Genomic DNA, 13,409 nt, shown 5'->3' with positions numbered 1-13,409 from the left:
TTGTAAAATAGTATGGTTTTGTGACGATTGATGTGATCATAACCTACAGTTTTCGTCGGGTATTAACCGGGTGGAATATGTGTGTAACCCCATACTGTTACTCAAAGCTCTTGTTTAGTGGGACGGAACAAGATTTCATTGATATCCACCTCCTCCGGCTGACTGATGGCAAAGGCGACGACGGCGGCAAATGAGTCGGCGGAGATGGCCGTCTCCTCATAGAATTGCTTGATATTCGCCTTAACGTCGTCCTCGGTAATGCTGTCCGCCAGTTCGCTGGTGACCGCACCGGGTGAAATAATCGTCGTGCGGATATTGTAGGGTTTCACTTCCTGTCGAAGCCCTTCGGAGATCACCCGCACCGCGGTTTTGGTGGCGGCATAGACGGCGCTGCCCGGCCGGACCTTATGGCCCGCCACGGAGGAGGTGTTAATGATATGCCCGCCCTTCTGCTCTTTCATATACGGCAGCGCCGCGGCAATGCCGTACAGTACGCCTTTCAGGTTGACGTCAATCATCTTGTTCCAGTCGTCGATTTTGCGGCGTTCCAGCAGCGAATGCGGCATTAATCCGGCGTTGTTGACCATTACATCAATCCGGCCATACAGCGCCACCGCTTTATCCACCAGGGCCTGCACCTGCTCCGGCCGGGTCACATCGGTTCTGAGCACCGCCTCTTTATCCAGCGACAGCTCCCCGGCCAGCCTCTCCAGCCGGTCCAGGCGGCGGGCGCCCAACATGAGTTTTGCCCCGTCCTTGGCCAAACGACGTGCCAGTGCTTCACCCAGGCCGCTGCTGGCCCCGGCGATAACCACCACTTTATTTTCAATACCCTGAGCCATAATTCCTCCGATGTCATTTCGAAACCAGTACATAGGGTGAAACCCTATGTGACAATGTCACATAATGATAATATATTCCTATTAGTAAGATAGCAAAGAACCGCGTTGAGGATTAGTGCGGGCAACGCGCATAAGTCTATGAGGTTAGCTCATCAATGATGCCCCATTGCCCCTGTAAAGTGATAATCTATCCTCTACCCATCATAAAAAAAGCGTCACGATTGAAATGCTAAAAGAAAATTTCAATGATTTGATTTCGTTTATTGCCGTTGCCCGGGAACGCAGCTTTACCAAGGCGGCGGCAAAACTCGGCGTGTCACAATCCGCATTAAGCCATGCCATCCGTGGGCTGGAGGAACGGCTGGCGCTTCGATTACTCACCCGCACCACCCGCAGCGTCGCCCCCACGGAAGCCGGCGAAAAGCTGATCGCCAGCCTGGAACCGCGCTTTGCCGACATTGAGGGCGAGCTGGAAGCCCTAAGCGACATGCGTGAACGGCCGGCGGGAAATATTCGCCTGACCGCCGGTGAGCATGCGGTGGATTACATTCTTTGGCCGGTGTTGAAATCATTCCTCACCCGGTATCCGGATATCAAGCTGGAGATCACGGTTGATAACGCCTTAACCGACATTGTCAGCGGCCGTTTTGATGCCGGAATCCGCCTGGGTGAGCAAGTGGCGAAGGACATGATTGCGGTGCGCATCGCGCCCTCTATGAGAATGGCCGTGGTGGGCGCGCCCACGTATTTAGAACGGTATGGCGTCCCCGGCGCGCCGCAAGAGCTGCAGCATCATTCCTGCATCAATATGCGCCTGCCCACCATGGGCGGATTGTATGCCTGGGAGTTTGAAAAAGACGGGCAGCAGCTAAAAGTCCGCGTTGAGGGGCAACTCACCTTCAATAGCCTCAAGCAGCGGATTGACGCCGCCGCCACCGGTTTCGGCCTGGCCTATGTACCGGAAGATACGGTGCGAAATGAGATTGACCGTGGTCATCTTATCAGGGTGCTGGAGGCGTGGTGCGAACCTTTTTCCGGTTATTATCTCTATTATCCCAGCCGCAAACAGCATACCACTGCCTTCGCCCTGTTTGTTGATGCCCTGCGTTACCAACCCTGATGAGCCGGCATGTTTGCCTAAAGCACATCATGATAGGCGCGCGATGGGACCGGTTGAATCAACATCCCGGCGATTAACGTTCCGTGAGGATGTTGAGGAATTGCCTTGTACGTGGATTGAGGGGGTTTACCACCACGTCCGCCGGCGTGCCGTCATCAATGATTTTTCCTTTTTCTATAAACAGCACCCGATCGGCCACATCACGGGCAATGGCCACGCGCTGCTGCTGTCCGCCGGACAGGGTGGCGGGCCAGGCCGGCGCTTTATGCGCCAATCCCACAATGTCCAAATAGTAGTGTGCCCGTTGCCGCGCATCCTCCGCGGCAAGCTTAAGCACCCTTAACGGCGCTTCCATGATATTTTGCTCAACGGTCAAATGGGGGAATAAATTAAAATGCTGGAACACCATGCCCACCTGATGGCGAACCGGTCCGCGTAAGAACCATCGATGCTGCCGGCGGCCGGTAACTACCGGCACGCCATCGACGGTTACCGCACCGTTCGACACTGCTTCCAGCCCCTTGATCAGCCTGAGAATAGTGGATTTCCCGGATCCGCTGGGACCGATCAGCGCCACCTTTTCAGCGTAGAACCGGAGAAGGTCAGGTCGCTGAGGGTAATCATCGAAACCAAGGAAGTGGACTTTAATAATTCCACCAGCAGATTACCCAGCGGCGGCAGCATAAAAGGCAAGGCTTGCGGCAATATGATGCGGCGCAACTTGCCTTAAATGCCGCCAGGGCCTCGGTATCAACGCCCCGCCGGATCGGATAACCGGATTTGAGAAGCCAATGACCTGGCAACGGGAATGATTGATAAAGAGTCCGGCGCCGATAACATCAAAGCGTTTTGCCGCCAATCCCGGCACCAGGACGCCGTCATTTTTTAAATAACATTTTCAGCAAACTATAGATAAAAAATGTGTAACATCCCAGCGACTTAACGGGCGGGGTTTATATCCATTTCTGGTTAATATATTACCGATCAAATTCGTTGTTAATTAGGGTCGCCTATTCCATTTTATTTATCTGTGGGTATTTATTAATCGGAATAAAGTTGATGGCGACAGTTAAAAACGGTGCGTCTTACCTGCACGGTCAACAGCGGGAGTATATTCATGGGTTATCGCAATCCTGGTTATGGCGCAGCGAGTTGCCCACCTGGATACTGATCCTAACCATTTACAGCGGCTGGTTTGCCGCCATGGCCTATTGGCGTACCCTTGGACTGGTTCCCGCCACGCTCATCCTTATTTGGTTCACCACCTGGTATATGTCGCTGCAGCATGAACTGATCCACGGGCATCCCACCCGATATCCCCGCGTTAACCAGCTGCTGGGGCTGCTGCCTTTGGCTATCTGGTATCCCTTCGGCCTGTACCGCGATTTACATTTGCGCCACCATCGCGAAGAGCAGCTGACGCTGCCCGGCGAAGATCCGGAAACCTATTATTTCTCGGCGGAGCGCTGGGGGCGATTTACCCGCCGGCAGCGGGGTCTGATACGGCTGTACAATACCCTTCCGGGCCGGGTGATCATGGGACCGGCGCTGGATATTGCCCAAGCCGTCCATTGCCTGATAGGCGCTCTGCGCAGCCATGATAAACCGGCCATGGGGATGTGGCTGGTGCACGGTGTATTGCTGGCGCTGATTGTTGCCTGGATGCGATACTGTGGTTTCCCGGTGCTCTATTTCCTGCTGGCGGTCAGCTACCCGGCATTGGGCATGACCAAAATCCGCTCCTTTATGGAACATCGCGCCGCGGACGATCCCCAGGCCCGCTCGGTCATCAATGAAGCCGCCCTGCCTTGGCGCCTGCTGTTTCTGAATTTGAATTATCATTCGGTACACCATAATCTGCCGGGTGTTCCCTGGTATGCTCTACGCTCTATCTATCTGACCTATCGGCACAGCTATCAGCTGCGTAACCGGGGTTTTGTCGTGCGGGGGTATTTCGAATGGTTAAGCCGCTTCCTGTTCAGGCCCGTGGAGGTGAACATTCATCCGGCGTCGTTCATCGGGGAAAAAAAACCTGATGGGGCCGACTGATATCGTTTCTCTTCCCATGTATGCCGTTAACCGGGCCGACGTCGACGCCCAGTGGCAACAGCTGCGCCTGCTGCTGGCGGAGCAGGGACTGCCCGTCGCCGACCTTAGCCTGCAATGGCCGGAAGACCTGGTGGACCATTGGCGCGATCCTCGCCTGCTGCTCAGCCAGACCTGCGGCTATCCGTTGATGAATCTGTTGCCGAACGTACAGCCGGTGGGCTGTTTCCATTATGACGCTCCGGGCTGTGAAGGCATCGGCTACCGGAGCCTTATCCTCGCCCGCCGGCGTGAGAAGGGTTCGACGCTGGGGGATTTCAGGCAGCGGCGGGCGGTAAGCAACGGCGCCGACTCCTATTCGGGCTATCATGCTCTGGAAGGGATGGTGAAGCCGTTGATGGGCGGGGGCGCATTTTTCAGCGAGGTCATATTCAGCGGCGGCCATGAGCAATCCCTGCTCGCCCTGCAGCGGGAAGAGGCGGACATTGCCGCCGTCGATTGCGTCACTTATGCCCTGCTGCAACGCCATCGCCCCGAAAGGATACGCGGTTTGAAAGTGATTGGACAGACGCCGCTCTGCCCCGGCCTGCCGTTGATTACGCAACAGCACACCCCCCCGGCGACGCTGGCCGCCCTGCGGACGGCGCTTCTGTCGCTGGCGAGCAAACCAGAATATCGGGCGGTATGCCGGGCGGTGCTTATCACCGGTTTCAGCCCGGTCAGCCGCAAACGGTATGACGTTATCCCGCAAGGTCCCGGGGGCGGCATGTAACCACCGCCGGGACGGGAAAAAGCGGAGCACTACGCGTTGAATATCCCTATGCTGCCGGAGGTAGCGGACGGCAATTTCCCCCGCCGCGATAACGGCCATTCCCCAGGATAAACAAGCCCAATGCTGTCAACAACGGCGTACTCAGGGATAACAGTTAATCCATGAATTTATAGGGCCGATAAAAACCTTCGCCGAGCCATTGATAATAGTCATGGGTTTCCAGCAGCGGCCTGCGGATATACGAAACCGCCCCGACCCGGTCTCCCTTGACGCCGTATACCGCGTAATAGGGGTATGGGAACACCGGTCGCGAGGCCGCGTTCACCGGGATGGTTTCCTGTCGCGGGGCGGCCTTATCCGGATTTTTACCCGCATCCGGCTGACCAAAGCTGTTTTTTGCCCTGTCAGGAGCTTGCCAGGTGGCAACGCCATCCGGCGGTGTGCCTTTTTCCACCCAGGCCATCATCGGCGTCAGGAAATCAACCAGGCTTGGCCCCTCCCCGCCGGAACAATGATATACCCCCGGCAGCAGGTATAACCGCTCGAACCCATCCCGCCTTGACGTGCCCAGGAATTGCGCCAGGGCATTGTGATAGGCGATGGAGTTCAGCGGAGAAATATGCGGGTCCGCCCAGCCATGCCAAATAATCAGCTTGCCGCCCGCCGACGCAAACGCGCTGAGATCGGGATTGGTGGCATCATAAAGCGGGTGTAATTTCTCCAACGCCTGGAACGTTGCCGTGGTGAACTTCAGGTCTTTCAGCGCAAAAGCTGCCGGCGGATTAGTGACAAAGTTCATGTACTTCAGGGAGGACAGCGCGATAGTCCGGCTGAAAATAGGGGCGTCGGCGTTTTGCGGCACAAACACGCCGGCCCAGGCCAGTTCCGACCCATACTGCGGCCCGCCGACGGTCATTTTTTTACCCGTGCCGGCGTCTCGCGGCCCGTCATAAAGACGACGCAGCGCGGTGAGCTGGATATCCGTCAGGCATGGCCGGCCGCCGTTGGTTTTCACCGCATCGCATTTTAATGCGTGCATATTAAAGTGGCAGGCCTGTGGATCGGCAATCAAACCGTCTTTCTGGCCGTCAATCGCATCACACTGCGCCAATACCGCCTGGTGAATAAAGGGCAGCTGCGCCGCGGTGATAATGGCCTTGCCGTCGGCGCCGGTGTTGCTGACGGCTTGCCAGCTCTGGTAAAGGGCATTTTGCACCTGAAAATTCATCGCCGGCGCACCGGCGATGATGCCGTTAAAATCTTTCGGGTAGCGCTGCGCCTCCATCAATGCCTCACGTCCGCCGTCGGAACAGCCGTTAAAATAAGACCAGGTCGCGGGGCGGTGATAGAACGCCGCCACCAGCGCTTTGGACGCCAGGGACGTCAGATGCACCGAACGATAGGCGAAATCCCTGCGTTTTTGCGGATCGTTGCCAAAATCCTGCTCCGACATGGCATGGCCCATATCGGTGGCGGCCAGGGCAAAACCGCCGCTGTTAAGCAAAGCACAGCCGGCCGCCGCGCCGACCTGAAGATTGACCTGGCCGCATAACCCGCCGCAGCCCAGCTGCATATAGCGCTGGTTCCAGCTCGCCATGGGCAGCATAAGCTTGAAGGTGATTTCCGGCGCCAACAAACCTTCAACGGCGCAGAACGGTGTACCCTCCGCGGACACTTCCTGCGCCGAAACCACCCGGCCGCCTTTGCCGCCGATGGCTGATAAATCAAACTGCGCCAGCGCTGAACAGGCTATGGCGGGTTTGACCACCGCTAATGCGGCCGGTTTGCCCGACTCGGCGCTTCGCAACGTTAGCGCCATGCCGGGTAATTTGCCCGTTTCGGCGCCCTGCGCCGCGAGCACCATGCCGGATAGTTTGCCCGTTTCAACGCCTTGCGCCGCGAGCGCAATCCCGGCTGTAAACAGAAAAGCGGCAAAGACTATTTTGCTGCAATACCTGGGTAAAATTAAATCCATGGAATGACCTTAAACACATACGACTATTTTTATATCCCGTTGCCAGTATAAAGACAAAGGCCTCCTTGAAATAGCCGCTTATCCATATAGACGCCGCAGACTGCCGCCACTTTTATGACCACCACAGGGAAAGCTTCATTGCCACGCTGTCCCAGCGAAGCATTTTCCCCGTGCCCGCGCATAATACTGTAGCGCTTATAACCGAGAAGAACCTCCTAATAAGCATAAGATTTTTCAGTTTCCCCCATTGCCGCTTATAATGGTCTGGAAAAAACGACAGATTAATTACTTTATTAAGGCAAGAACAATGGACTTCAGGAAAACCTCTCTCGTATTACTTATGAGCGCCATGTTACCTGCCGGCGCTACGCTTGCCGCCGACAACAGCGTGTTGGTCTACTGCTCCGAAGCATCACCGGAATCCTTCAACCCGCAAATCGCCAGTTCCGGCCCCTCCTTTGTCGCCAGTTCCCAGGTGCTCTATAACCGGCTGGTCACATTCCGGGAAAGCGATAATTTGCCGATACCGTCCCTTGCCACCGGCTGGAAAATCAGTCCCGACGGCAAAACCTATATATTTACCCTGCGCCAGGGGGTCAAGTTCAACAGCAACAAATTTTTCACCCCCCGCCGTGATTTCAACGCCGACGACGTGATTTTCTCCGTATTACGGCAGAAAGACGCCGATCATCCTTATCACAAGGTATCCCAAGCCACCTATGAGTACTTCAACGACGTCGGCCTCGGTTCGCTTATTCAGGACGTCAAAAAAATCGATGATTATCACGTCCAGTTTTCCCTGACCAAACCTGATGCCTCCTTCCTGGCGGACTGGGGCATGGATTTCGCCTCCATTCTCTCCGCGGAATATGCCGACGCCATGTTGAAAGCCGGCACGCCGGAACGCGTAGACACCGACCCTATCGGTACCGGGCCCTATAATCTGCAGGAATATAAAGTGGACTCCATTATCCGCTATCAGGCCAACCCCCATTATTGGCAGGGCGACGTGCCCACCAAGCGGCTGATTTTCTCCATTACCCCCAACGTCAGCACCCGCCTGGCAAAGCTTGAGAAAAACGAATGCCAGATTATTCCCGCGCCCAGCCCGGTGAATTTTGACCAGATCAAAAACAATAAAGATTTAGCCCTCCACAGCGTGGACGGCATGAGCGTGGGCTACCTGGCGTTTAATACCGCGAAAAAGCCCTTTGATAATGTGCTGGTGCGTCAGGCGCTAAATTATGCGGTGGATAAAAAGGCCATTGTCGATGCGGTATTCCTCGGCTCGGGCACAGTGGCGAAATCTCCCATTCCCCCCAATATGCTCGGCTTCGATAAAGATTTGGCGGATTATCCCTATGACCCGGCCAAGGCCAGGGCACTACTGAAGCAGGCGGGATTTGAAAAAGGCTTTACCACCGACTTATGGTCAATGCCGGTTCAGCGTCCCTATAACCCGAACTCACGCCGTATTGCGGAAATGATCCAAAGCGATTGGGCGAAAGTCGGCGTCACGGCGAAAATCGTGACCTATGAATGGGGTGAATACCTGGCCGGCATTCGCAAGGGAGAACACTCTACCGCCCTGTTCGGCTGGATGTCGGATAACGGCGATCCGGATAATTTCGCCAATACCCTGCTGGGTTGCGATAGCGTCAAAAGCGGCTCCAACGCCGCGTTCTGGTGCGATAAACAGTATGACGCGCTCATCCAGCAGGCCAAAATCATCAGCGACCCGGCCCAGCGCGCCGCCCTGTATAAACAGGCCCAGCAGGTATTCCATCAGCAGGCCCCCTGGGTGCCGCTGGCCAACGGTAAAACCTTCTACGCCACCCGCAGTAATGTCACCGGCTATAGCGTCAGCCTCAACGGCAGCGACTTTTCCAAGGCCAAACTGAACTGATGATAAATGGCAGCCGGTGGTCAATACGATCCATCGGCTTCTTAATGGCTGAAAATACCTCAGCAGCGATGAAGCTGACGGTGAATCAATTTTGGCACGGTGCGGGACAGAATGATTATTAGCTCTATGCCATTATCATATAAGATCCATACCTGGTAAGTCTTCCCCCTCGGAAATATTGGTCAATGGTCCATTATAATCACTGGATTATAATAAAAAAATAACTTCTTTAGTTTTAAAGATCAATCAGTAACCGCTTTGTGAAGCGGCCGTGAAAGCCATTCTGGCTGCTGAATTACCGGCGGCGCCAGATAATGAAACCTATGAGTTTTTCAAGAATCCGATAATCGATTTTAAACCAGCATAATGTGGCGTCTTAACATCGAGCCATAAAAGTCCGGCAATCAACACTTTATACCCTCTCGATTTCAAGTGCTGCCCTTGGACCATAGCGGCGGGTGATTTGGTACCGCCGTTTTTGCGTTTTAGATTCAGGTCTTTTATGTTTCGTTTACTATTTTTTGAGCTTCTCTGTGATTAATTACTCACTGGCTTTTTATTTGCTTTTAACACAATCAGCTTTCTAATGAAATTATCAATTTATAAATAATTATCAGAAATATGAATGAAGCACTTATTAATTAATCTAGGGAAATATCGTCATGTTTAAAAAGAATGTTTTTGCCCTGGTTGCTGTTCTGGTTACCGTCCCCTCCGCGCTGGCTGACAAGTTCCGCTATGATGCGCAAAGCATAAAAGCCAGCGCGGCCATGGGCTGGCTGAACGGAGAATCGAAAGAGTTTGCATATGATGCACGTGATGGTTATAAAATCAGTGAATTAAACTGGACGCTAAAAAACACCGCCATTTTTAAAGGCGATATTGCCTGGGATGCCACCGAATTTTTGACGCTCAATCTCCGGGGATGGACGACCCTGGCCTCCAGCGGCTCAAAAATGGACGACTACGACTGGTTAGATCGCGGTCAGTCTCACTGGACAGACCGGTCCACTCATCCTAATTCCCGTCTTAATCATGCAAATGAATTTGATGTCAATGTCAAAGGGTGGCTGCTTAATGCGCCGGAGTATCGTCTGGGGACAGTGTTTGGCTATCAGCAGACGCGCTTTAGCTGGACAGCGTTTGGCGGAAGTTTTAACTATAAAAACGGAACCGATAACGGCGAGTATGCTCCGGGAGCGCGAGCCATTGGTTACCGGCAAAAATATTTTATGCCCTACCTGGGGGTGGCCGGCATGTACCGTTACCAAAACGTTGAATTTAACACCTTGCTGAAATTCAGCCCTTGGGTAAAAGCAAGGGACAATGATGAACACTATATGCGAGATATTACATTCCGCCACCAGGGGAAAGGCTCCAGATATTATTCCGCCACGGTGGATGCCGGATATTATGTCACCCCTAACACAAAAATTTATGCAGAACTGAGTCTTAATAAATATGAAGAAAATAAAGGCAGCCATACAAAGACCTGCAACCATTGCGGAAACAAAGACTATTTTGGCGGTAATTCATCCGGCATGAGCAATACCTATTATACCGCATCCGCCGGCGTGCAATACCTGTTTTAAACTATATTGCCCAAACCCTCTCTGACACGGATTTGTCATTGACCGGATGTCCCTTATTGTGGCGGATAAGGGCTTAATCACCAATATTTCGCCATCGTCATGGTCGATAGGCACACTTCTGGCGGATCGTGAACAGCGCCCAGAATCACTATGCCCCGGTTCCGCCAATATCACCGGCCGTCTTCTCATCAAACCACAGAAGAAAAGTCCCTCTACGCTATTACTCCTCAAGCACAATCCTGACCTCAAAGGGTCCCAGCGACAGAGTGGGCAGTACCGCTTCGCCGCTAAACGCGTCATATCTTACTCTCTCCGGCAGGCTGACAGACTGTTGTTCCTTGGTCAGATTCAGTATAAACAGTAGACGTTTGGTTTTATCACAACGAACGGACAGCTCGACACCGGCGGGTAAGTCGTCGATAAATTCAATGCGGCATTCACGCAGGATATCGGCAAAAAGGCGCCGGTAGCCGCTGTCATCCAGCACCGACCCGATGTAATAGACGCTGCCCTTCCCGACGGCATTCACCGTAACGGCGCTGCGTCCGCTAAAAAAATCGCTGGCATAAACGCCGATGGTCTTTGCGGTGATGGGCATAATGATATCGCACCACTGGGAACAGCCGATTTCATCTTTAAACAGCAGGATTTTCTGTTTATCGAAGCCCACCGGATCGTATTCTTCCACCCGTATGCCGCCAATGCCGCCTAACAGGCCCGGCAGGTAATCAGACTGACAGACGTTGAAACTGTTTTTAACGCCGGTGCGGGTGGTGAGCACCAAAGTCCCGCCACCCTTCACATAATTTTCCAGCGTTAACGCCACCGCGGCATCTTCCAGAAACAGAAACGGCGCCACCACCAATGTATAATCGTCAACGTTCTCGGTCCAATTGATCACGTCAACCCCTACGCCCTGGCGCACCAGCGTCTGATGCAGCTGCTTGAGGTTTTTGAAATAATCAAAACCATCGGACTGCGGCTGAATGTTAAACGCATTGTTTTGTTCATGGGAGAACAACAGCGCCACTTCGTTATGGAGCCGGGTGCCGCTGATAAGATCGTTTAACTGAGCCACTTCACTGGCAAAGGTTTTAAACTCCGCTAAACGGCGTCCGGGATGGCCATGACTATCCAACAGACCGTGCCAAAACTGCTCGGCGCCCGCACGCGCGGTGCGCCAGCGGAAATGAATAATGCTATCGGCGCCCCGTGAGATGCTTTGCCAGCCATGGGCGCGAATCATGCCCGGCCACGGCGCGCGGGACATGGGATTCCAGCAGCCCGGCGTGCCGCTGAGCTGTTCCATGACCCAGAAATTCTTGCGTTTCACCCCCCGGGTTAAATCCAGGGTCAGCGCGCCGTGGTAGATAGCGGCTTTTGTATCGTCCTTGAGATCCGTGCTGGGATAATAATCCACCGAGACAAAATCCATCGGGTCAAACAGCCGGTAATAGTCGGTGACGACCGGATATCCCCAAAGATTGTGGGTGACAAAATGCCGGGGACAGTTTTTGCGGATAATCTCGGCCTGAAAACGATTGAAATCAGCCGCGGAATCTGAAGAGAAACGCTGAAAATCAAGCACGAACGACGGATTGTGATGGGGCGAACCGCCCAACGGCGTGGTGACCTGAGACCACGCGCTGTATTCCCCGCTCCACACCACCGTGCCCCATGCCTGATTCAGGTTTTCCAAGGTTAAATATTTGCGTTGCAGCCAGGATCTGAATTCGCGGGTGCAATTTTCGCAATGGCAATCATTGGCGGCTATTTCATTATCCGTCTGCCAGCCGATCACCGCGGAATGGCCGACATAATGTCGGGTGAGCGCTTCAATGATATTCAGCGCATGCCGGCGCAAGGAGGGGCTGTTATAACAGCGATGGCAACGGACGCCGGGATAAACCGGGTGTTTATGATGATCAACAGGTAATATATCCTGATATTTTTCCACCAGCCAGTTTGGCGGGGCCGCCGTGGGCGTGCCGATAATAATATTAATCCTCTGTGCCGCGAACAGTGCGATGGCGTTATCCAGCCACCGGAAATCAAATTGGTCCTCCTGCGGCTCAAGCCTTGACCAGGCAAATTCCGCCAGGCGCACCAGGGTAATCCCCGCGGCTTTCATTTCAACGGCATCCGCCGGCCACATGGCGGGATCCCAATGCTCCGGATAATAGTCGACGCCGACGTTCATCAAAACCTCCCAGCAGTATTCAGCAGTTTTCGCCAGAGCTTGGATATAAGTAGCCAACGCGGCGCACCATTAATAGTCGCGCTATTAAGCGCAAGTTCAGCCCTTGGTTGCGCCGAATGTCAGGCCGGCGATAAAATATTTCTGCATGGCGAAAAACATTATTACCGAAGGCAGCGCCGCCAGTAATGACCCGGCCGACACCAGGTTCCAGGCGGTGGTCCATTGCCCCTTCAGTCCCGCCACTCCGATGGTGATGGGAGCGGCGGCGTCGCCTTGGGTGAGGCACAAAGCCCAAAAATAGTCATTCCAGACAAAGGTGAACACCAGGATGGCCAAAGCGGCCAAGGCCGGACCAATCAGCGGCAGCACGATTTTGTAGAATAGTTGCCATTCCGATGCCCCCTCGACCCGCGCCGCTTCGAATAATTCGTAAGGCAATTCTTTGATGAAATTTCGCAAAAACAGCGTACAAAATCCGGTTTGGAAGGCGATATGAAAAAAAATCAGGCCCTCAACGGTATTGTATAATCCCATCCTCAACGTCAAATCCCGTACCGGAATCATCAGGATTTGGATCGGGACAAAATTACCGGCGATAAAGGTGGCCAGAATGGCGGTATTGCCCCGGAACGGATAGGTTGCCAAGGCAAAACCCGCCGTCGCCGAAAGGGCCATCGCCCCCAGCACCGACGGAAAAGTGATCAGACAGCTGTTCCAGAAGTAATGCAGCATCGGCGAATCAACCAGCACGGTTTTATAATTTTCCACCAATGAAAAGTGTTTCGGCCAGCCCCAGTAATCCCCTTGCATCAGCTCCTGATTTGAGCGTAGGGAAGTGAGCATGACCGCCAATAGCGGCAATAACCAGACTATCAAGGCCAGCGGCAGGGTGATTTTATATAACCACCGGTTGGCCGGTCGCCATTTTTCAACGGGCAGCGGATACATAATAGACC

At 53.8% G+C, this 13,409-nt stretch carries 11 protein-coding genes; 5 read left to right on the top strand and 6 right to left on the bottom strand.

Features of this window, described 5'->3' with window-relative positions; all coding sequences use genetic code 11:
- Window positions 1–101 precede the first annotated feature (101 nt).
- Window positions 102–842: an SDR family oxidoreductase gene (locus HB631_RS01930; protein WP_213989463.1), complete on the bottom strand. Its 741-nt coding sequence runs from the start codon at window positions 840–842 to the stop codon at window positions 102–104.
- Window positions 843–1,068: 226 nt separating this feature from the next.
- Between HB631_RS01930 and HB631_RS01925 the strand changes: the two genes are divergently transcribed.
- Complete coding sequence (locus HB631_RS01925) at window positions 1,069–1,962, top strand: LysR family transcriptional regulator (RefSeq protein ID WP_213989462.1); 894 nt, start codon at window positions 1,069–1,071, stop codon at window positions 1,960–1,962.
- A gap of 73 nt (window positions 1,963–2,035) precedes the next feature.
- On the opposite strand, the gene HB631_RS01920 is transcribed toward HB631_RS01925, so the two are convergent.
- Window positions 2,036–2,539 (bottom strand): ATP-binding cassette domain-containing protein, encoded by a 504-nt coding sequence (locus HB631_RS01920; RefSeq protein WP_345945677.1) that lies wholly within the window; start codon window positions 2,537–2,539, stop codon window positions 2,036–2,038.
- On the bottom strand, window positions 2,530–2,682 hold the full coding sequence (locus tag HB631_RS26855; RefSeq protein ID WP_255556791.1) for a hypothetical protein: 153 nt from the start codon (window positions 2,680–2,682) through the stop codon (window positions 2,530–2,532). The genes HB631_RS01920 and HB631_RS26855 overlap by 10 nt, the downstream gene beginning before the upstream one ends.
- A 339-nt stretch (window positions 2,683–3,021) precedes the next feature.
- Between HB631_RS26855 and HB631_RS01910 the strand changes: the two genes are divergently transcribed.
- Complete coding sequence (locus HB631_RS01910) at window positions 3,022–4,011, top strand: fatty acid desaturase (RefSeq protein WP_213989461.1); 990 nt, start codon at window positions 3,022–3,024, stop codon at window positions 4,009–4,011.
- Window positions 3,998–4,780 carry a PhnD/SsuA/transferrin family substrate-binding protein gene (locus tag HB631_RS01905; RefSeq protein WP_213989460.1) on the top strand — a complete coding sequence of 261 codons (783 nt, stop codon included), beginning with the start codon at window positions 3,998–4,000 and terminating at the stop codon, window positions 4,778–4,780. The genes HB631_RS01910 and HB631_RS01905 overlap by 14 nt, the downstream gene beginning before the upstream one ends.
- A 154-nt stretch (window positions 4,781–4,934) precedes the next feature.
- Here HB631_RS01905 and HB631_RS01900 read toward each other — a convergent pair whose 3' ends face one another.
- Window positions 4,935–6,755, bottom strand: a complete 1,821-nt coding sequence (locus HB631_RS01900) for a tannase/feruloyl esterase family alpha/beta hydrolase (protein ID WP_213989459.1) — start codon at window positions 6,753–6,755, stop codon at window positions 4,935–4,937.
- A gap of 307 nt (window positions 6,756–7,062) precedes the next feature.
- Here HB631_RS01900 and HB631_RS01895 point away from each other — a divergent pair, with 307 nt between their 5' ends.
- Together HB631_RS01895 and HB631_RS01885 are read left to right on the top strand one after the other, a co-directional pair.
- Window positions 7,063–8,661 carry an ABC transporter substrate-binding protein gene (locus tag HB631_RS01895; RefSeq protein ID WP_213989458.1) on the top strand — a complete coding sequence of 533 codons (1,599 nt, stop codon included), beginning with the start codon at window positions 7,063–7,065 and terminating at the stop codon, window positions 8,659–8,661.
- Between the two features lie 662 nt (window positions 8,662–9,323).
- Window positions 9,324–10,253, top strand: coding sequence for an omptin family outer membrane protease (locus HB631_RS01885; protein WP_213989456.1), 930 nt, complete (start codon window positions 9,324–9,326; stop codon window positions 10,251–10,253).
- A gap of 220 nt (window positions 10,254–10,473) precedes the next feature.
- Here the strand turns inward: HB631_RS01885 and HB631_RS01880 are convergent, their stop codons facing one another.
- Window positions 10,474–12,453, bottom strand: a complete 1,980-nt coding sequence (locus HB631_RS01880) for a beta-galactosidase (protein ID WP_213989455.1) — start codon at window positions 12,451–12,453, stop codon at window positions 10,474–10,476.
- Between the two features lie 96 nt (window positions 12,454–12,549).
- Entirely contained in the window at window positions 12,550–13,401 is an 852-nt protein-coding gene (locus HB631_RS01875; protein WP_213989454.1) for a carbohydrate ABC transporter permease, read from the bottom strand.
- Window positions 13,402–13,409: the final 8 nt, after the last annotated feature.

This window comes from Sodalis sp. dw_96 (assembly GCF_018449575.1).
Taxonomy (GTDB): domain Bacteria; phylum Pseudomonadota; class Gammaproteobacteria; order Enterobacterales; family Enterobacteriaceae; genus Acerihabitans.
The sequence above is the reverse complement of the archived record's forward strand: the minus strand, read 5'-3'. Positions and strand labels throughout refer to the sequence as shown.

Coding starts and splice junctions, on each gene's coding strand:
- HB631_RS01875 (WP_213989454.1), bottom strand. CDS start 13,401: ATGTATCCGCTGCCCGTTGAAAAATGGCGACCGGCCAACCGGTGGTTA.
- HB631_RS01880 (WP_213989455.1), bottom strand. CDS start 12,453: ATGAACGTCGGCGTCGACTATTATCCGGAGCATTGGGATCCCGCCATG.
- HB631_RS01930 (WP_213989463.1), bottom strand. CDS start 842: ATGGCTCAGGGTATTGAAAATAAAGTGGTGGTTATCGCCGGGGCCAGC.
- HB631_RS01895 (WP_213989458.1), top strand. CDS start 7,063: ATGGACTTCAGGAAAACCTCTCTCGTATTACTTATGAGCGCCATGTTA.
- HB631_RS01885 (WP_213989456.1), top strand. CDS start 9,324: ATGTTTAAAAAGAATGTTTTTGCCCTGGTTGCTGTTCTGGTTACCGTC.
- HB631_RS01905 (WP_213989460.1), top strand. CDS start 3,998: ATGGGGCCGACTGATATCGTTTCTCTTCCCATGTATGCCGTTAACCGG.
- HB631_RS01900 (WP_213989459.1), bottom strand. CDS start 6,755: ATGGATTTAATTTTACCCAGGTATTGCAGCAAAATAGTCTTTGCCGCT.
- HB631_RS01925 (WP_213989462.1), top strand. CDS start 1,069: ATGCTAAAAGAAAATTTCAATGATTTGATTTCGTTTATTGCCGTTGCC.
- HB631_RS01910 (WP_213989461.1), top strand. CDS start 3,022: ATGGCGACAGTTAAAAACGGTGCGTCTTACCTGCACGGTCAACAGCGG.